Origin of the sequence: Micromonospora carbonacea, from assembly GCF_014205165.1 — a bacterium.
GTDB lineage: Bacteria > Actinomycetota > Actinomycetes > Mycobacteriales > Micromonosporaceae > Micromonospora > Micromonospora carbonacea.
In genome coordinates this window covers 1,090,001-1,108,943 of sequence record NZ_JACHMZ010000001.1, presented here as the reverse complement: position 1 = coordinate 1,108,943, position 18,943 = coordinate 1,090,001, and the positions used below count along the sequence as shown (strand labels likewise).

Sequence of the window (18,943 nt, the reverse complement as noted above, 5' to 3'; positions counted from 1 at the left end):
GACCGGCCCGGGCCACAATCGGGGCATGTCGCGGCGTTGGCTCTTCGCTGATCAGCTGGGGCCGCACTTCCTCGACGACCGCCGCCAGCCGGTCCTGCTGGTCGAGTCGAAGGCGGTCTTCCGCCGCCGCGTCTACCACCGGCAGAAGGCGCACCTGATCCTCTCCGCGCTGCGTCACCGCGCCGCCGAACTCGGCGCGCAGGCCACCTACCTGCGCGCCGAGACGTACGCGGAGGGGCTGCGCAAGGTCCGCGAGCCGGTCGAGGTCTGCCATCCCACCTCGCGCCGGGCCCTGGAGTTCGTCCGGCGGCGGGACGGGGTGACCGTGCTGCCGCCGCGCGGCTTCGTCACCAGCCTGGACGACTTCGCCGAGTGGGCCGGCGGGCGGAGCGGCGCGCTGCGGATGGAGGCGTTCTACCGGTTCGCCCGCGAGCACCACCGGGTGCTGGTCGACGGCGACGAGCCGGTCGGCGGGCGGTGGAGCCTCGACGTCGAGAACCGGGAGCCGCCGCCGAAGGACGGCAGGCTCGCCGTCCCCGCCCCGCCGGTGCCGAAGGAGGACGACGTCGACGCCGAGGTCCGCGCCGACCTCGACCGCTGGGAACGGGAGGGCATCCGGTTCGTCGGCCGGGACGGGCCGCGGCGCTTCCCGGCGACCGCGAAGGAGGCCCAGGCCCGGCTACGCCACTTCCTGCGGCACCGGCTGCCCGCCTTCGGCCCGTACGAGGACGCGATGCTCTCCACCGACCCGTGGCTGGCGCACAGCGTGCTCTCCTCCTCGTTCAACCTCGGCCTGCTCGACCCCCTCGACGCGGTCCGGGGCGCGGAGAGGGCGTACCGGAGCCAGGGCGCGCCGCTGGCCAGCGTCGAGGGCTTCGTCCGGCAGATCCTGGGCTGGCGGGACTTCGTCTGGCACCTGTACTGGCACTTCGACGCCGGCTGGCGGCGCAGCAACGCGCTCGCCGCCCGCCGCCCGGTGCCCGGCTGGTTCCAGGAGCTGGACGCCGAGGCGGTGCAGGCGCACTGCCTGTCGGACGTGCTGGCCGGGGTGCGCGACCACGGCTGGGTGCACCACATCCCCCGGCTGATGGTGCTCGGCAACTACGCCCTGCAACGCGGCTGGCGGCCGGCCGAGTTGGTGGAGTGGTTCCACACCCGCTTCGTGGACGGCTACGAGTGGGTGATGACCGCCAACGTGGTCGGCATGAGCCAGTACGCCGACCTGGGCCGGATGACCACCAAGCCGTACGTCTCCGGCGGCGCGTACGTCAACCGGATGAGCGACTACTGCGGCGGCTGCCGGTACGACCCGCGCAAGCGTCTCGGCGCGGACGCGTGCCCGTACACGGCGGGGTACTGGGCGTTCCTGGACCGCAACCGGGACCGGATCCCGGCGAACGCCCGGATGGCCCGCACGATGAAGCAGTTGGACCACCTCGCGGACGTCGACCGGCTCGTGGCGCAGGAACGCCGACGCGGCAGCGACGCGCCGTGACGACAGGTCGTGACGACACCCCATGGCACCCGGCCCGTCCTGACGGATCGACCCGTGCACACGACCCGACCCGTGGAGACGAAACCGGCCCGTGAACCCGCCCCGGCCCGAGAAGTCGGGCGCGCCCGGGCGGGTCAGGCCCCGGCCGGGGGCTCGCCGGCGACCGGCGCGTTGGCGCGCGGCGGGGCGTAGCGCGGGACGTACTCCTGGCCGGTGAGCTTCTGGATCTCGCTCATCAGCTCGTCGGTCATCTCGCGCAGCGACGTCCGGTCGTCGGGGCGGCCGGTGAAGTCCAGCGGCTTGCCGAACCGGACGATGATCTTCGCCTTGCCCGGCCGGGGCACCCGGGCGCCGATCGGCTGGGCCTTGTCGGTGCCGATCATGCCGACCGGGATGATCGGCACGCCGGCCGCGACGGCCAACCGGGCCGCGCCGGTGCGCCCCCGGTAGAGCCGGCCGTCGGGCGAGCGGGTGCCCTCCGGGTAGACGGCGACCAGGTCGCCGCCCTGGAGGGCCGGGATCGCCGCGTCGAACGCGGACAGCGCGGCCCGGCCGCCGGCCCGCTCGACGGGGATCGCCCCCAGGCCCGTGAGCACGAACTTGGAGAAGGCACCCTTCACGCCGGTGCCCTTGAAGTACTCCGACTTCGCCCAGAACGCCAGGTGCCGGGGCACGACCGTGCCGAGGAACAGCTCGTCGGCGACCGAGAGGTGGTTGCCGGCGAAGATCGCGCCGCCGGCCGCCGGGATGTGCTCGAGACCCTCCACGGTCGGTCGGAACGCCAACCGGAGCGTGGGTGCCACGGTGAGCTTGCCGATGGTGTAGAGCAGCGGCACTGGTCCTCCGGGGTCGTGCTGGGACAGGCGGCCGTGCGGGGACGGCCGGTCGGGCCGGTAACCAGCGGTCGGCCGATACCGGTGGTCCGTGCTGGCACGGGTGTTGTCACGTTAGCCGACGCTGTCGAGCCCGCCCGCACGGGTCGCCGCCGCGACCGCTCCGTGGCCGGCACGCCCGCTCGGATGGCCGGCACCGCCCCGGGCCATCGCGCGACGCGGCCCGGGGCGGTTGAGAGGGGCCCCCTCCTATACAGAAAGCGTTAACAGGGGGCCCCTCCTTACACCTCAGGCGCGGCGCACCGCGACCGTCACGCCCTCGCCGTCGCCGACCTCGCCGGCGAAGCCGGGCCGACCGGCGCGGTCGGCGAGGTCGGCGTCCTCCGCCACCACCTCGATCGCGTCGGCGAGCACCTCGCGGGCCACGAAGTCCCGGTACGCCGCCACCGCCGCCCGGACCTCCGCCGACGCCGACAGCGTCAGCGCGATCCGGTCCGACACCTCCAGGTCGGCGTCGCGGCGGGCCTGCTGCACCACCCGCACCACGTCGCGGGCCAGCCCCTCGGCGGCCAGCTCCGGGGTGACCGCCGTGTCGAGCACGACCACGCCCTGCGCGCCGGGCAGCGGCGCGGAGTGCTCGGCGTCGGCGGCGACGAGGCGCAGCTCGTACTCGCCCTCGGCGAGGGTGACCCCGGCGGCGACGGGGGCGCCGTCGACCAGCTCCCACTCGCCCGCCTTGACCGCCTTGATCACCTGCTGCACCTGCTTGCCGACGCGGGGCCCGAGGGCCCGGGGCACCACGGTCAGCACCTGCTGGCAATAGCTGGCGACCTCCTCGGAGAACTCCACGGCCTTCACGTTGACCTCGTCGGCGACCAGGTCGGCGAACGGGCGCAGCTGCGCCGCCACCGGCGAGGCGACGGTCAGCTTCGACAGCGGCAGCCGCACCCGCAGCCCCTTGGCCTTGCGCAGCGACAGCGCCGCCGAGCAGACGTCCCGGACGGCGTCCATCGCCGCGACGAGCTCGTGGTCGGCGGGGAACTCCTCGGCCGTCGGCCAGTCGGTCAGGTGCACCGACCGCTCGCCGGTGAGGCCGCGCCAGATCTCCTCGGCGGTCAGCGGCGCCAGCGGGGCCACCACCCGGCACAGCGTCTCCAGCACCGTCCAGAGCGTGTCGAACGCGTCGGCGTCGCCGGACCAGAACCGGTCGCGGGACCGGCGGACGTACCAGTTGGTCAGCGCGTCGAGGAACGACCGGACCGTGGCGCAGGCCCCCGAGATGTCGTACGCGTCGAGCTGTGCCTGCGTCGTGGCGACCAGCTCGTTGGTCTTCGCCAGCACGTACCGGTCGAGCAGGTGGGTGGAGTCCACCCGCCGCCGGGCGGTGTGGCCGTCGGCGTTGGCGTAGAGCGAGAAGAAGTACCACACGTTCCACAGCGGCAGCAGCACCTGCCGGACGGCGTCGCGGATCGACCCCTCGGTGACCGGCATGTCCCCGCCGCGCAGCACCGGCGACGACATCAGCATCCAGCGCATCGCGTCGGAGCCGTACGAGTCGAAGACGTGGTAGACGTCCGGGTAGTTGCGCAGGCTCTTGGACATCTTGCGTCCGTCGGAGCCGAGCAGGATGCCGTGGCTGAGGCAGTTGCGGAACGCCGGCCGGTCGAACAGCGCCGTGGCCAGCACGTGCATGGTGTAGAACCAGCCGCGGGTCTGCCCGATGTACTCGACGATGAAGTCGCCCGGGTAGTGGTGCTCGAACCAGTCGCGGTTCTCGAACGGGTAGTGCACCTGGGCGAACGGCATCGAGCCGGACTCGAACCAGCAGTCCAGCACCTCGGGCACCCGGCGCATGGTCGACTTGCCGGTCGGGTCGTCCGGGTTGGGGCGCACCAGGTCGTCGACCGCCGGCCGGTGCAGGTCGGTCAGGCGCACGCCGAAGTCCCGCTCGATCTCGTCCAGCGACCCGTAGACGTCGACGCGCGGGTGGGTCGGGTCGTCGGACTTCCACACCGGGATCGGCGAGCCCCAGAACCGGTTGCGGCTGATCGACCAGTCCCGGGCGTTGGCCAGCCACTTGCCGAACGAGCCGTCCTTGATGTGCCCCGGGGTCCAGTTGATCTGCTGGTTCAGCTCGACCATCCGGTCCTTGAACCGCGTCACCGCCACGAACCACGACGACACCGCCTTGTAGACCAGCGGGGTGTCGCAGCGCCAGCAGTGCGGGTAGGAGTGGGTGTAGGTGTCCTGCCGCAGCACCACCCCCCGTTCCTTCAGCTCCCGGATCACCGGCTTGTTGACGTCGAAGACCTGCTCGCCCTCGTAGGGCGGGACCAGCGCGGTGAACCGGGTGTGGTCGTCGACGGTGACGACGGTCGGGATGCCGGCCGCGTTGCAGACGTTCTGGTCGTCCTCGCCGAAGGCCGGGGCGAGGTGGACGATCCCGGTGCCGTCCTCGGTGGTGACGAACTCCGCCCCGAGCACCTGGTAGGCGTTCTCGCCGGCCCGGGAGACGAGGAAGTCGTACAGCGGGGTGTAGCGGCGGCCAACCAGGTCGCGGCCGTGCACCGTCCCGAGTTGCTCGTACCCCTCCAGCTCCTTCGCGTACGCGCCCAGCCGCGCCGCGCCGACGACGAACCGGTCGCCGTCGCGCTCCAGCACCGCGTACTCGATGTCGGGGCCGACGGCGAGCGCCAGGTTCGACGGCAGCGTCCACGGCGTGGTGGTCCACACGCCCAGCTTCACCGGCCCGCGCAGCAGCTCGGGGGCGGCGTCGTCGGCGGTCAGCCCGAACCACACGGTCAGCGTGGGGTCGTGCCGGTCCTTGTAGACGTCGTCCATCCGGGTCTCGGTGTTCGACAGCGGGGTCTCGCACCGCCAGCAGTACGCCAGCACCCGGAAGCCCTCGTAGACCAGGCCCTTGTCGTGCAGGGTCTTGAAGGCCCACATGACGCTTTCCATGTAGTCCAGGTCGAGGGTCTTGTAGTCGTTGGCGAAGTCGACCCAGCGGGCCTGCCGGGTGACGTACCGCTCCCAGTCCTGGGTGAACTCCAGCACCGAGGCGCGGCACGCCTCGTTGAACCGGGCCACGCCCAGGTCGAGGATCTCCGCCTTGCTGGTGATGCCGAGCTGCTTCTCGGCGACGACCTCGGCCGGCAGGCCGTGGCAGTCCCAGCCGAAGCGCCGCTCGACGTGCCGGCCGCGCATCGTCTGGTAGCGGGGCACCGCGTCCTTGACGTACCCCGTGAAGAGGTGGCCGTAGTGCGGCAGGCCGTTGGCGAACGGCGGGCCGTCGTAGAAGACGTACTCGTTCTTGCCGTCGTCCCCGGCGGGGCGGGCCTCGACGGACGCCTCGAAGGTCTTGTCGGCCGCCCAGTGCTCCAGCACCCGGCGCTCGACCGCGGGCAGGTCGGGGCTCGCCGGGACGCCGGCGGCGGTCGGGTCGTGCAACGGATAGGCCATCGGGGGTCGCTCTCCTCGCGCAGCTCACTCAGTGTGGGTCTGCGAGGACGAGCCCTCCTCCGGTACGCCGTCGCCGGCGCGCCGGGGCAGGCCCGCGGTACCACCCCGCTTGGCGGCCAGGATCGACCGCCCGCTCGTTGCCGGCTGTGACGGGCCGGACCCGTCCGGTTCTACTGGGCCGGGTTGCGCCGGCTGTTCTTCCGGAGGCTCACCGGTGATGGCCGGGTCGTCGCCTTGCTGAGGGTCAAGGATACGCGATCGGCGTCGTCGCCCGCCGCCGACTTGACCGCTCCGCCCGGCCCCGGGGGCGGTTGCCGTCTCGCGCGCCACGGCAACCGCCCGCGGACCGGGTCGGGATCGGGTCAGCGGCCCGGGGCGGGCAGGGTGGTGGTCCAGAGCGAGGCCCCGTCGCGGTCGCGCAGGTGCACCGTGAACGCGCCCGACCCGCCGTCGATGGCCACCTCGCCGAAGTGCTGGAAGCCCTCAGCCGGCGACGTGTTCGCCCGCGGCGGGGCGTTGACGAAGACCGCCTGCGGGCCGAACGTGCCGTCCAGGGCGTTCGGCCCGAACGCGCCCGCGTGCGCCGGCCCGGAGACGAACTCCCAGAACGGGGTGAAGTCGGCCACCGCCGCCCGCGCCGGGTCGTAGTGGTGCGCCGCCGTGTAGTGCACGTCGGCCGTGAGGAACACGATCCCGGTCACCCCGGCCCGGTGCGTCGCGCCCAGCACCTCGGCGAACTCCAGCTCCCGCCCGGCGGGCGCGCCGGGGTCGCCCTGCGCCACGCCCTCCTGCGCCGCCCCGTCCGGCACCACCAGGCCGATCGGCAGGTCGTTGGCGATCACCTTCCACGTCGCCCGGGACCGCTTCAGCTCCCGGACCAGCCACGCCCGCTGCTCCCGGCCGAGCAGGCCGCGCTTCGGGTCGGCGTACGTGTTGCCGTCGTTGGGGTCCTTGTAGGTGCGCATGTCCAGCACGAACACGTCCAGCAGCGGCCCGTACGACAGCTTCCGGTACAGCGGCCCGCCCGCCGGCACCGGCAGCCACTCGCCGAACGCCTGCCGGGCCCGCGCGGCGAGCACGTCGACCCGCTGCTCGGTGTACCGGGCGTCGGCCAGGACCTCCCCGGGATACCAGTTGTTGGTCACCTCGTGGTCGTCCCACTGGTTGACCTGCGGCACCTCGGCGACGAACGCGCGCAGGTGCTCGTCGAGCAGGTTGTACGCGAACTGCCCCCGGTACTCGGCGAGGGTCTCGGCGACCTTGCTCTTCTCCGGGGTGACCAGGTTTCGCCAGATCCGGCCGTCGGGCAGCGTCACCGTCTCGGCGAGCGGCCCGTCGGCGTACACGGTGTCGCCGCTGCACAGGAAGAAGTCGGGGCGGACGGACCGCATCGCCTGGAAGATCCGCATCCCGCCGAAGTCGGGGGCGATGCCCCACCCCTGCCCGGCGATGTCGCCGGTCCAGACGAACCGCACGCCCCGCCGGCCGTGCGCGCCGGGCGCGGTGGCGAACGAGCCGACCAGCGGCTCGCTGCGCACCCCGTGCCGGTCCAGGCTCTCCACCGACACCCGGTAGTGCAGCCGCTCGCCGCACGGCAGGCCGCGCACCCGCACCCGGCCGGTGAAGTCGGCGGACGGGTCGAGCACCGGGCCGCGCAGCAGCCGCGCGCCGCGCAGGTCGGGCCGGCGGCTCACCTCCACCCACATCCGGCCCGGCCGGTCGGCGCGGGTCCACACCAGCGCCGAGTCGGCCGTGACGTCGCCGCTCTGCACGCCGTGGGTGAGCACGGGCCGGCCGGCGGGCCGCCAGGCGGGCGCGCCGGCCGGCGGAGTCGCCCCGGCACCGGCAGCCCGGCCGTCGGCCGCGCCGAACAGCGTGCCGCCGGCCAGGCCCGCCCCGGTCGCGAGGCCGGCGCGCAGCAGGGTACGTCGGTCGAGAGAAGTCATCTGTCCCCTCCACGGGAAGTTGGTCACCAGTGGTGTACCGGGGGCAGGTGTGCTGTCGCGGCGGGCCGGATGACCGGCGGGGAAAGGCCGACTGACCAGTCGGGGCCGCCGTGACCCGCGCGCCGCCGCCGATGACGCGCGTCACACCGCGAGCTGTCACATCCGGGCCCCGTCGGCCGTCGTCCCGGGTGCATGCTCACGACGAGGGGAGACACGATGAGCCGGATCGACCTGACGGCGGTGGCGCCGGAGGCCCACCGGGCGGTGTCCGGGCTGGAGCGCTACGCCCGGGACAACGTCGACCACACCGTGCTGGAGCTGGTGAAGCTCCGGGCGTCCATGCTGAACGGCTGCGCGTTCTGCGTGGACATGCACAGCCGGGAGGCGCTCGCGGCGGGCGAGTCCAGCCGGCGGCTGTTCGCCGTGGCCGCCTGGCGGGAGGCGCCCTTCTTCGACGAGCGGGAACGCACCGCGCTCGCGCTCACCGACGCGCTCACCCGCCTCGGCGAGCACGGGGTCCCCGACGACGTGTGGGACGCCGCCACGAAGGTCTGGTCGGAGCGGGAACTGGCGGACCTGACGGTCGCGATCGCCACCATCAACGTGTGGAACCGGATCGTGGCGGCCACCCGACGCCGCCCCTCGACGCACGAGTGACGGCACCGGGGGCGCGGCTGGCCGGGAGCGGGGGCCGGCCCGGTCGCGCGCCGGTCCCGCCGACGGAGCCGGCCGGGACGACGGCAGCCGACGCGACGGGGGCGGCCGGCGTGCTCGACGCGCACCGGCCGATGTTGCTCGGGCTGGCGTACCGGCTGCTCGGCAGCCTGCACGACGCCGAGGACGTGCTCCAGGACGCCTACCTGCGGTGGGTCGGCGTCGACCGGTCGGCCGTGGCCGAGCCGCGCCGCTACCTGTCCCGGGTGGTCACCCGGCTCGCGATCGACCGGCTCCGCGCGCGGCAGGCGGCCCGGGAGACGTACGTCGGGACGTGGCTGCCCGAGCCCGTGGCCACCGCGCCCTCGCCGTTCGGGCCTCCGGTCGAGCCGCCCTTCGGGCCAGCCGAGCACGCGGAGCTGCGCGACTCGCTCTCGCTGGCGCTGCTGCACCTGTTGGAGCGGCTGACCGCGCCGGAACGCGCCGTCTACGTGCTGCGCACCGCGTTCGCGCTGCCGTTCGCCGAGATCGCCGGGATCGTCGGCCGGTCGGCGGCGGACTGCCGGCAGCTGCACCACCGGGCGGCGGACAAGGTCGCCGTGGGCCGCCGCCGCTTCACCGCGAGCCCCGGCGAGCAGCGGCGGCTGCTCGACGCGTTCCTCGCCGCCGCCCGCGACGGCGACCTGGCCCGGCTGACCGACCTGGTGGCCGACGACGTCACGGTGTGGGCCGACGGCGGCGGGCGGGTCCGGTCGGCCCGCAACCCGGTGCACGGGGCGGACCGGGTCGCCCGCTTCTTCGCCGGCATCCACGGGCCCCGCCGCCGGCCGGCGGCCCGGGTCGCCCCGACCGAGCTCAACAGCCGGCCCGGGGTCGTCATCCACTGGCCCGACGGCCGGCGGTACGCGCTGGCCGTGGCCGCCGCCGACGGCCGGATCACCGGCCTCTACCTGGTGGGCAACCCGGACAAGCTGACCCGGCTGGCGGAGTGAGGCGGCCACCGGGCCGCCTCACCGCCCGCGCGGTCGGAAACCCGTCAGTTCGCCCGGGGGCCGTCAGTCCAGCTCGGGGAACCAGAGCGCGATCTCGCGCTTGGCGCTGTCGGCCGAGTCGGAGGCGTGCACCAGGTTCTCCCGGTTGGACAGGGAGAAGTCGCCGCGGATGGTGCCGGCGGCGGCGCGGCGACCGTCGGTGCTGCCGATCATGCCGCGCACGACCTCGACGACCTGGTCGCCGGCGAGCACGAGGGCGACCAGCGGGCCGCTGGTCATGAAGCCCTTCAGCGGCGGGTAGAACGGCTTGTCGACGTGCTCGGCATAGTGCTGGTCGGCGAAGTCGCCGTCCAGCGCCCGGGTCACCATGGCGTCGATCCGCAGGCCCTTGCGCTCGAAGCGGGAGAGGATCTCGCCGACCAGGCCACGGCGGACCGCGTCGGGCTTGATCAGGACGAGGGTGCGCTCGTCCGGGCTGCTGCTGGACACGCTGGGTTCCTCCTGTGCGCGGAAGGCGGCTCGGCTGGGTACGGTCAGCCTAGCGACCCGGTCCCGGCGCCGGCGCGGCGGCTGCTCTTTCCCTGGGTCGCCGATCCGGCCTAGCCTGGCCCTTGACTCCAGGGAGGTCCACTGTGGCTAACGGGAACCGACCCATCGCGCCGGTACGCAAGCTCATCGCCGCGGTGCTCGGCACCGTGGCGACCTTCGTGGTCCTGTTCGGGCTGGGCATGACCAGTTGGGCGATCGTGGCGCTGGGCGTGGCGCTGGTGGTGCTGGCGGTCGCGCTGGCCACCGTGCGCGGCGGCGGGCGCACCTGGGTCGTCGGCATCGGGCACGTGCACAGCGCCTCCGAGCCCCCCACCACGTACGCGTTCGGCCGCTGCGAGCTGCAACTGGTCATCGACGCGCCCGGCATGCCGCCCCGGTCGAAGAAGATCATCGAGCCGAGGGTGCCGGTGGCGAAGTGGCCGGCGGTCGGCCAGGCCCTGCCGATCCGGGTGGCCCTCGACGACCAGCGCCACGTCCGGGTCCTCTGGGACGACGTGCCCACCCATTCGGAGACCGCCGCAGCGGCGGCCGCCGACCTGCCGCCCGAGTTCGCCGCGCCCGACCCCGTCGACGAGGTGCTCATCGGGCAGGAGGCGCCGCCGTGGGCCGGTCGCGCCCCGGACGACGACTTCCACGACGACCCGCGCGACGCGCCGGTGCCCGACGACCTGCACCCGCTGCACGACGACCTCGGCCCGCTGCCGGAGGACCGGGAACCCGTCGTGATGCACCACCGCCCCGGCGGACCGGTCGTGCTGGAGGGGACGCTGGTGGAGCCGAGCACCGGCCAGTTGCCCCGCCGGGCCACCCCGGCCCCCCGTTCCCCGGCCGAGGAGCGGTTCGCGGCGACCGACGAGCGGTTCGACCCGGCCGACGACCGGTTCGACCGGACCGTGCCGGTGGAGACCATCGACGCGGGCCCCGCGCCCGCCGACCCGGTCGAGGCGCGCCCGCCCGCCGACCCGATCGCCGACCCGCCCGCCGACCCGATCGACGTGCCGCTGGACGACCCGGGCACCCGGGCGGCCCCCCTGGACCAGGCCGAACTGGACGAGGCGATCTTCGGCTACGACCCGGAGGCCGAGCCGGCCGACGCCGCCGCCCCGATCAGCGGCGTCGGCATCACCCTGCTGGTCACCGACCTGGGCCGCTCGCTGGAGTTCTACCGCGACACCCTCGGCTTCACCGAGGTCGACCGGGGCTCCGGCAACGCCGTGCTCGCCTCCGGGGCGACCCGGCTGGTGCTGCGCGAGGTCGCCGGTGCCGCCCCCATGAGCCGCCGCCTCGTCCACGTCAACCTGGAGGTCGACGACATCCAGGGCGCGTACGAGCGGATGCGCGACTCCGGCGTCCGCTTCACCTACGCCCCCCGGGTGGTCAACCGGGGCACCAAGCTGGAGGTGTGGGCGGCCGCGTTCCGCGACCCGGACGGCCACGGGGTCGCCCTCACCCAGTGGCGCACCCGCGCCGACGCCTGAGGCGCAAGGAAGGGCCCCCTGTTAACGCATTCCGTAGCGCAGGGGCCCCTTCCTAACAGCCTCCGCCCGCACCCGAAGCGACGGCGCGAGGCGGGCGACAGGGCGACGGGAGGAGCGCTCAGCGGCCGAGGATCACCCGGCGCACGTGCAGGGCATAGCCCCAGACCAGCGCGAAGATGATCCCCAGCGCCAGCAGCGACCAGTGCAGCAGCCCGGCGAGCAGCAGCGCCCCCTGGAGCACGGTGCCGGCGTGCCAGGCCCACGGGCGGCGCATCATGCCGGCGAGCGCCACCGCCGCCACGGCCAACGCCACGATCACCGCGATGGCCGCGCCGCTGAGCTCGCCGCCGACCACCCGGATCGGCTGGATGGCGAGCAGCAGCACCAGCGCCTCCAGGCCCAGCGTCCCCGCGCCGAGGCCCCGCACGGCCCCCTCTGGGTTACGCAGCCCGGACCGCCGCTGCCCCGCCCCGCCCAGCGAGGAGGAGCCCTCCTCGGCGGCGGCGGAGGAAGGACGCTCCTCGGAGGACGTCATCGCTTCAGCAGCCGGCGGGCGTCGGCCACGGTCACCACCGACCCGGTGATGAGCACGCCGACCCCGGCCAGCTCGCCGGGCACGTCGGACTCGGCCTGCGCCACCGCCGCCTCGATCGCGTCGGGCATCTCCTCGGCCACCTCCACCCGTTCCGGCCCGAAGACCTCCCGGGCCAGCCCGGCCAGTTCCTCGGCCGGCATCGCCCGGGGCGAGGAGTTGCGGGCGACCACCAGGTGATCGAGCACTGGTTCCAGCAGCTCCAGCAGGCCCGCGGCGTCCTTGTCGCCGAGCACGGCGAGCACGCCGACGAGTTTGCTGAACGCGAACTCCTCCTGCAACGCGGTGACCGTCGCGGCCATCCCGTGCGGGTTGTGCGCGCCGTCGAGCAGGATCGTCGGTGCCGTGCGCACCTTCTCCAGCCGGCCGGGCGAGCTGACGGAGGCGAACCCCTCCCGGACGGCCTCGACGTCGAGCTGCCGCTTCGCGCCCGCACCGAGGAACGCCTCCACGGCGGCCAGCGCCACCGCCGCGTTCTGCGCCTGGTGCGCGCCGTGCAGCGGGACGAACACCTCCTCGTACACCCCGCCGAGCCCCTGGATGTTCAGGACCTGGCCGCCGACGGCGACCGACCGGCGCAGCACGCCGAACTCGGACCCCTCGCGGGCGACGGTCGCGCCGACCTCGGCGCAGCGTTCCAGGATGGGCCGGGCGGCCTCCTCCTCCTGCGCCGCGCAGACGACCGTGGCGCCCTTGTGGATGATCCCGGCCTTGTGCAGGGCGATGTCCTGGAGGGTGTCGCCCAGCCACTCGGTGTGGTCGAGCCCGATCGGGGTGAGCACCGCCACCCCGGCCTGGAGCACGTTGGTGGCGTCCTCCGCGCCGCCGAGCCCCACCTCGACCACGGCGACGTCCACCGGGGCGTCGGCGAACGTCGCGAACGCCAGCGCCGTGGTCATGTCGAAGTACGTCAGCGGCTCGGCGGAGCGCTGGTCGACCAGCTCGGCCAGGGGGGCGACCTCGCGGTACGTGGCCACGAACCGGTCCTCGGTCACCGGCTCCCCGTCGAGGCTGATCCGCTCCCGCACGCTCTCCAGGTGCGGGCTGGTGTAGCGGCCGGTGTGCAGCCCGAACGCCCGCAGCAGCGAGTCGATCATCCGGGCGGTGGACGTCTTGCCGTTGGTCCCGGTGAGGTGGATCGACGGGTACGCCCGCTGCGGGCTGCCGAGCAGGTCGAGCAGCGTCTCGATGCGGTCCAGCTCGAAGTGCATGCGGGTGAAGCCGCGCCCGTTGAGCGCGGCCTCCACCTCGGCGAACTCGGTGCGGCCACCGCCGTCGCCCCCACGGGCGCGGTCGGTGCGGTCGGTGCGGTCGGTCACGAGGGCAGCGCCTCCAGAGCGGCGTCGATGCGGACCAGGTCGGCCTCGGCGGTGGCCAGCCGCTCCCGGATCTTGGCGACCACCGGCTCCGGGGCCTTCCCCACGAACGCCGGGTTGTCGAGCTTCGCCCGGGCCTGGGCGACCTCCTTCTCGGCCGCCGCCCGGTCCTTGGTGAGCCGGGCCCGCTCGGCGGCCACGTCGATCGAACCCCGGGTGTCCAGCGCGACGCTCACCTCGCCGGGCATGGCGAGGGTGGCGCTGGCCTGGAAGTCGTCGGCGGGCAGGTCGAGCCGGACCAGCGACCGGATCAGCCGCTCGTGGCCCGCGATGCCCGCGCCGGCCAGGCCGTCGAGCCGCGCGACGACCCGCTGCGTGGGCCGCAGGCCCTGGTCGGACCGGAAGCGCCGGATCTCGGTCACCACCCGCTGGACGGTGCCGACCTCGCCCTCCGCGGCGTCGTCGATTCCGGTACGGTCGGCAGCCGGCCAGGCGGCCGTCATGACGGTCTCCCTGCCGGTGAGGGCGATCCACAGCTCCTCGGTGACGAAGGGGATCACCGGGTGCAGCAGCCGCAGCAGCTGGTCGAGCACGTGCCCGAGCACCCGGCGGGTGGCGTCGGCGGCGGGCCCGCCCTCGGCGAGCACCGGCTTGCTCAGCTCCACGTACCAGTCGCAGACGTCGTCCCACGCGAAGTGGTAGAGCAGGTCGCAGACCTTCGCGAACTCGTACGCCTCGAACTGCTCGTCCACCTCGGCGGTGACGTGCGCCAGCCGGGACAGGATCCACCGGTCGACGGTCGAGAGCTGCCCGGCGTCCGGCAGCGGGCCGTCGACGTGCGCGCCGTTCATCAGCGCGAAGCGGGTGGCGTTCCAGAGCTTGTTGCAGAAGTTGCGGGAGCCCTGGCACCAGTCCTCGCTGACCGGGACGTCCTGGCCGGGGTTGGCGCCCCGGGCGAGGGTGAACCGGGTCGCGTCGGCGCCGAACCGGTCGATCCAGTCCAGCGGGTCGACCACGTTGCCGAACGACTTCGACATCTTCTTGCCGTGCTCGTCGCGCACCATGCCGTGCAGGGCGACGACGTCGAACGGCTGCCGGCCGTCCATCGCGTACAGGCCGAACATCATCATCCGGGCGACCCAGAAGAACAGGATGTCGTAGCCGGTGACCAGGACGCTGGTCGGGTAGAACTTCGCCAGGTCCGGCGTCTGCTCCGGCCAGCCCAGCGTGGAGAACGGCCACAGGCCGCTGGAGAACCAGGTGTCCAGCACGTCCTCGTCCTGGTGCCAGCCCGCGCCGGTCGGCGGCTCCTCGTCGGGCCCGACGCAGACGATCTCGCCGTCCGGCCCGTACCAGACGGGGATGCGGTGGCCCCACCAGAGCTGGCGGGAGATGCACCAGTCGTGCATGTTGTCGACCCACGCGAAGTACCGCTTCGCCAGCTCGGCGGGCTCGATCTTCACCCGGCCGTCGCGCACCGCGTCACCGGCCGCCTTGGCCAGCGGGCCGGTGTTGACGAACCACTGCAACGACAGCCGCGGCTCGACCGTGGTCTTGCACCGGGAGCAGTGGCCGACGGCGTGCACGTACGGCCGCTTCTCGGCCACGACGAGGCCCTGCTCGCGCAGCGCGGCCACGATCGCCGGCCGGGCCTCGTAGCGGTCGAGGCCCTGGAACGGCCCGTGAGCGGTGATCACCCCGCGCTCGTCCATGATCGCCAGGGCGGGCAGGCCGTGCCGCTGGCCGATCTCGAAGTCGTTCGGGTCGTGCGCCGGGGTCACCTTCACCATGCCCGTGCCGAAGGCCGGGTCGACGTGCTCGTCGGCCACGATCGGGATCCGGCGGCCGGTCAGCGGCACCTCGACCTCGGTGCCGATCAGGTGCTGGTACCGCTCGTCGTCGGGGTGCACCGCCACGGCGGTGTCGCCGAGCATCGTCTCGGCGCGGGTCGTGGCCACCACCACGTCGGCGGAGTAGCGGATCGAAACCAGCTCGCCCTCGTCGTCGGTGTGCTCGACCTCGATGTCGGAGAGCGCGGTCAGGCAGCGCGGGCACCAGTTGATGATCCGGTTGGCCCGGTAGATCAGCCCGTCGTCGAAGAGCTTCTTGAACATGGTCTGCACGGCCCGGGAGAGGCCGGCGTCCATGGTGAAACGCTCCCGGTCCCAGTCGACGGCGTCGCCGAGGCGACGCATCTGGCCCAGGATCGCGCCGCCGGACTCGGCCTTCCACTGCCACACCCGCTCGACGAACTTCTCGCGGCCCAGGTCGTGACGGGACAGGCCCTCCCCCGCCAGCTGCCGCTCCACGAGGTTCTGGGTGGCGATGCCGGCGTGGTCCATGCCCGGCAGCCAGAGCGCCTCGTAGCCCTGCATCCGCTTGCGCCGGGTCAGCGCGTCCATCAGCGTGTGCTCGAAGGCGTGGCCCATGTGCAGCGAACCGGTGACGTTCGGCGGGGGGATGACCACGGTGAACGGCGGCTTGTCGCTCTGGGCCGACGCCCGGAACCGGCCACCGGCTACCCACTGCTCGTACCGTCGCTGCTCTACCTCGCCCGGCTGGTACTGGGCGGAGAGGGTCGGGGCGGCGGGGCGTCGGGCATCCAGTCTCTCGGTCACCCTCAAAGTCTACGGAGCGCTTCCGAGGACCCGACGTGCGCCACCTGTTGTTCGCGTACGGTGTCGGCTATGTCCGACGCGCATCTCACGCAGCGTTCGCTCGCCGACGAGCCCGAGCCGATCGACCTCACCGAGGAGCCGATCCGCCTCGGCAACCAGGATCCGGAGGACGGCCCCGGCCGCGCGCCCCGGTCCCGGCGGCGGCGGATCGTCCTCGCGGCGGTCCTGGCGGCCGGCCTCGCCGGCGTGGGCGCGCTCGGCATCGCCGGCTGGCGGGTGGCACAGCAGAAGGACACCGAGCTGTCCAGCCCCGAGGCCGTCGCCGGCCTACAGCGGGACGACAGCGAACGCGCCCGCAGCACCGCCGACTACCTGCGCGACGGGCTCTCCGCCGACATCGACCTGGACCGCAGCTTCGGCACCGTCTACCGGGACCCGGCGGACGACAAGCGGGCGGTGCTCATCTTCGGCGGTACGACGCTGCTGTGGCAGCCCGAACGCGATCTCGACACCCTGTTCCGCCTCATGACGGACGAGACCGGGAAGGTCACCGGCCTGCGGGAGGTCTCCCCCGGGCGGCTCGGCGGGGTGATGAAGTGCGGCACCACCAGCGGCGAGGGCGGCGACTTCGCGATCTGCGGCTGGGCCGACCACGGCAGCGTCGCGATGGCGATGTTCCCGGGCCGTCCGGTGGATTCCGCCGGTGACCTGCTGCGCCAGATCCGCGAGGAGATCCAGACACGCGCCTGATCCCGTCCGGGGTCTGCGACCGCTGGCGGCACCCCGGGTGCTGCGGGCGGTGTTCGGGCCGGTATGCGTTTCAGGGCCACCCCGGATCGGGGTGGCCCTGAAACGAAAGAATGTCCGGCGGTGTCCTACTCTCCCACACCCTCCCGAGTGCAGTACCATCGGCGCTGGAGGGCTTAGCTTCCGGGTTCGGAATGTAACCGGGCGTTTCCCCTCCGCCATGACCGCCGTAACTCTATGAACATATCAAACAACCACCCAGGGCCGCCTGTTTGTTCAGAGTTGCACAGTGGACGCGTAGCAGCTTCGTAGTCAAGTCCTCGGCCTATTAGTACCGGTCAACTCAACCCGTTACCGAGCTTACATCTCCGGCCTATCAACCCAGTCGTCTAGCTGGGGGCCTTACCCCACCAAAGGTGGGTGGGATACCTCATCTTGAAGCAGGCTTCCCGCTTAGATGCTTTCAGCGGTTATCCCTTCCGAACGTAGCCAACCAGCCGTGCCCCTGGCGGGACAACTGGCACACCAGAGGTTCGTCCGTCCCGGTCCTCTCGTACTAGGGACAGCCCTTCTCAAGTATCCTACGCGCACGGCGGATAGGGACCGAACTGTCTCACGACGTTCTAAACCCAGCTCGCGTACCGCTTTAATGGGCGAACAGCCCAACCCTTGGGACCTGCTACAGCCCCAGGATGCGACGAGCCGACATCGAGGTGCCAAACCATCCCGTCGATATGGACTCTTGGGGAAGATCAGCCTGTTATCCCCGGGGTACCTTTTATCCGTTGAGCGACACCGCTTCCACACGCAAGTGCCGGATCACTAGTCCCGACTTTCGTCCCTGCTCGACCTGTCAGTCTCACAGTCAAGCCCCCTTGTGCACTTGCACTCAACACCTGATTGCCAACCAGGCTGAGGGAACCTTTGGGCGCCTCCGTTACCCTTTAGGAGGCAACCGCCCCAGTTAAACTACCCACCAGACACTGTCCCTGAACCGGATAACGGCCCGAAGTTAGATACCCGAATCAACCAGAGTGGTATTTCAAGATTGCCTCCACCCATACTGGCGTATAGGCTTCACCGGCTCCCACCTATCCTACACAAGCTAACTCAGATACCAATGTCAAGCTATAGTAAAGGTCCCGGGGTCTTTCCGTCCTGCCGCGCGTAACGAGCATCTTTACTCGTAATGCAATTTCGCCGGGCCTGTGGTTGAGACAGTGGGGAAGTCGTTACGCCATTCGTGCAGGTCGGAACTTACCCGACAAGGAATTTCGCTACCTTAGGATGGTTATAGTTACCACCGCCGTTTACTGGCGCTTAAGTTCTCCGCTTCGCCCCCCGAAAGGAGCTAACAGGTCCCCTTAACGTTCCAGCACCGGGCAGGCGTCAGTCCATATACATCGAATTACTTCTTCGCATGGACCTGTGTTTTTAGTAAACAGTCGCTTCCCCCTGCTCTCTGCGGCCATACAACGCTCCACCCGCAAGGGGCTTCACGTCTCCGGCCCCCCTTCTCCCTAAGTTACGGGGGCAATTTGCCGAGTTCCTTAACCACAGTTCGCCCGATCGCCTCGGTATTCTCTACCTGACCACCTGTGTCGGTTTGGGGTACGGGCCGCTCGGAACTCGCTAGAGGCTTTTCTCGGCAGCATAGGATCACTGACTTCACCTGAATCGGCTCGGCATCACGTCTCAGCCACATGTGTTGCGGATTTGCCTACAACACGGCCTACACGCTTACCCCGGCACAACCACCGGCCGGGATCAGCTACCTTCCTGCGTCACCCCATCGCTTGACTACTACCCGCCAGGTTCCCACGCTCCCCAACCTTGACCCGAAGGCCTCAGCGGTTTGGGTGGTTAGCACAACGAGGTTCATCACGGGCGCTCCTTCGCGGGTACGGGAATATCAACCCGTTGTCCATCGACTACGCCTCTCGGCCTCGCCTTAGGTCCCGACTCACCCAGGGCGGATTAGCCTGGCCCTGGAACCCTTGGTCATCCGGCGGAAGGGTTTCTCACCCTTCTTTCGCTACTCATGCCTGCATTCTCACTCGTGCCGCGTCCACAACTAGGTCACCCCGCTGCTTCACCCCCGGCACGACGCTCCCCTACCCACCCACACACCTGCACCAGACATCAAGGCCTGGCGAAGTATCATGTGAGTGCCACAGCTTCGGCGGTGTGCTTGAGCCCCGCTACATTGTCGGCGCGGAACCACTTGACCAGTGAGCTATTACGCACTCTTTAAAGGGTGG

Annotated in this window: 12 protein-coding genes and 2 rRNA genes (1 of these 14 only partly in view); 5 read left to right on the top strand and 9 right to left on the bottom strand. The window is 71.9% G+C overall.

All coding sequences use genetic code 11. The features are described 5' to 3' along the window. The first annotated feature begins 25 nt into the window (after nt 1–25). A complete protein-coding gene (locus HDA31_RS05075) occupies nt 26–1,495 on the top strand; it encodes a cryptochrome/photolyase family protein (protein WP_178066120.1) in 1,470 nt (489 codons plus the stop codon). Nucleotides 1,496–1,629: 134 nt separating this feature from the next. On the opposite strand, the gene HDA31_RS05070 is transcribed toward HDA31_RS05075, so the two are convergent. The 3 genes from HDA31_RS05070 to HDA31_RS05060 all read right to left on the bottom strand — a co-directional run bounded on the left by HDA31_RS05070 (nt 1,630) and on the right by HDA31_RS05060 (nt 7,736). Then, complete coding sequence (locus HDA31_RS05070; protein WP_074474551.1) at nt 1,630–2,331, bottom strand: lysophospholipid acyltransferase family protein; 702 nt, start codon at nt 2,329–2,331, stop codon at nt 1,630–1,632. A 285-nt stretch (nt 2,332–2,616) separates the two neighbouring features. After that, nucleotides 2,617–5,790 carry an isoleucine--tRNA ligase gene (ileS, locus tag HDA31_RS05065; protein WP_178066121.1) on the bottom strand — a complete coding sequence of 1,058 codons (3,174 nt, stop codon included), beginning with the start codon at nt 5,788–5,790 and terminating at the stop codon, nt 2,617–2,619. Between the two features lie 362 nt (nt 5,791–6,152). Continuing rightward, nucleotides 6,153–7,736, bottom strand: a complete 1,584-nt coding sequence (locus tag HDA31_RS05060) for an alkaline phosphatase D family protein (protein WP_178066122.1) — start codon at nt 7,734–7,736, stop codon at nt 6,153–6,155. Nucleotides 7,737–7,952: 216 nt separating this feature from the next. Here HDA31_RS05060 and HDA31_RS05055 point away from each other — a divergent pair, with 216 nt between their 5' ends. Then, nucleotides 7,953–8,393 carry a carboxymuconolactone decarboxylase family protein gene (locus HDA31_RS05055; RefSeq protein WP_178066123.1) on the top strand — a complete coding sequence of 147 codons (441 nt, stop codon included), beginning with the start codon at nt 7,953–7,955 and terminating at the stop codon, nt 8,391–8,393. After that, on the top strand, nt 8,342–9,382 hold the full coding sequence (sigJ, locus tag HDA31_RS05050) for an RNA polymerase sigma factor SigJ (protein WP_246384103.1): 1,041 nt from the start codon (nt 8,342–8,344) through the stop codon (nt 9,380–9,382). Before HDA31_RS05055 ends, sigJ begins: the two co-directional genes overlap by 52 nt. A 63-nt stretch (nt 9,383–9,445) precedes the next feature. On the opposite strand, the gene ndk is transcribed toward sigJ, so the two are convergent. Continuing rightward, nucleotides 9,446–9,871 carry a nucleoside-diphosphate kinase gene (gene ndk, locus HDA31_RS05045; protein WP_178066124.1) on the bottom strand — a complete coding sequence of 142 codons (426 nt, stop codon included), beginning with the start codon at nt 9,869–9,871 and terminating at the stop codon, nt 9,446–9,448. Nucleotides 9,872–10,014: 143 nt separating this feature from the next. On the opposite strand from ndk, the gene HDA31_RS05040 reads away from it, so the two are divergent. Then, on the top strand, nt 10,015–11,409 hold the full coding sequence (locus HDA31_RS05040) for a VOC family protein (RefSeq protein ID WP_178066125.1): 1,395 nt from the start codon (nt 10,015–10,017) through the stop codon (nt 11,407–11,409). A 118-nt stretch (nt 11,410–11,527) separates the two neighbouring features. On the opposite strand, the gene HDA31_RS05035 is transcribed toward HDA31_RS05040, so the two are convergent. From HDA31_RS05035 to HDA31_RS05025, 3 genes are all read right to left on the bottom strand, one after another. Further along, a complete protein-coding gene (locus HDA31_RS05035; protein WP_178066126.1) occupies nt 11,528–11,944 on the bottom strand; it encodes a DUF4233 domain-containing protein in 417 nt (138 codons plus the stop codon). Beyond that, the gene (locus tag HDA31_RS05030; RefSeq protein ID WP_221486952.1) at nt 11,941–13,212 is read right to left on the bottom strand and encodes a bifunctional folylpolyglutamate synthase/dihydrofolate synthase; all 1,272 of its coding nucleotides are present in this window, start codon (nt 13,210–13,212) and stop codon (nt 11,941–11,943) included. The genes HDA31_RS05035 and HDA31_RS05030 overlap by 4 nt, the downstream gene beginning before the upstream one ends. A gap of 104 nt (nt 13,213–13,316) precedes the next feature. Beyond that, a complete protein-coding gene (locus HDA31_RS05025; RefSeq protein WP_178066128.1) occupies nt 13,317–15,935 on the bottom strand; it encodes a valine--tRNA ligase in 2,619 nt (872 codons plus the stop codon). Between the two features lie 69 nt (nt 15,936–16,004). Here HDA31_RS05025 and HDA31_RS05020 point away from each other — a divergent pair, with 69 nt between their 5' ends. Continuing rightward, nucleotides 16,005–16,685, top strand: a complete 681-nt coding sequence (locus tag HDA31_RS05020) for a hypothetical protein (protein ID WP_178066129.1) — start codon at nt 16,005–16,007, stop codon at nt 16,683–16,685. Nucleotides 16,686–16,797: 112 nt separating this feature from the next. On the opposite strand, the gene rrf is transcribed toward HDA31_RS05020, so the two are convergent. Next, nucleotides 16,798–16,914 (bottom strand): 5S ribosomal RNA (gene rrf, locus HDA31_RS05015). Between the two features lie 76 nt (nt 16,915–16,990). Next, a 23S ribosomal RNA gene (locus HDA31_RS05010) occupies nt 16,991–18,943 on the bottom strand (it continues 1,157 nt past the right edge of the window).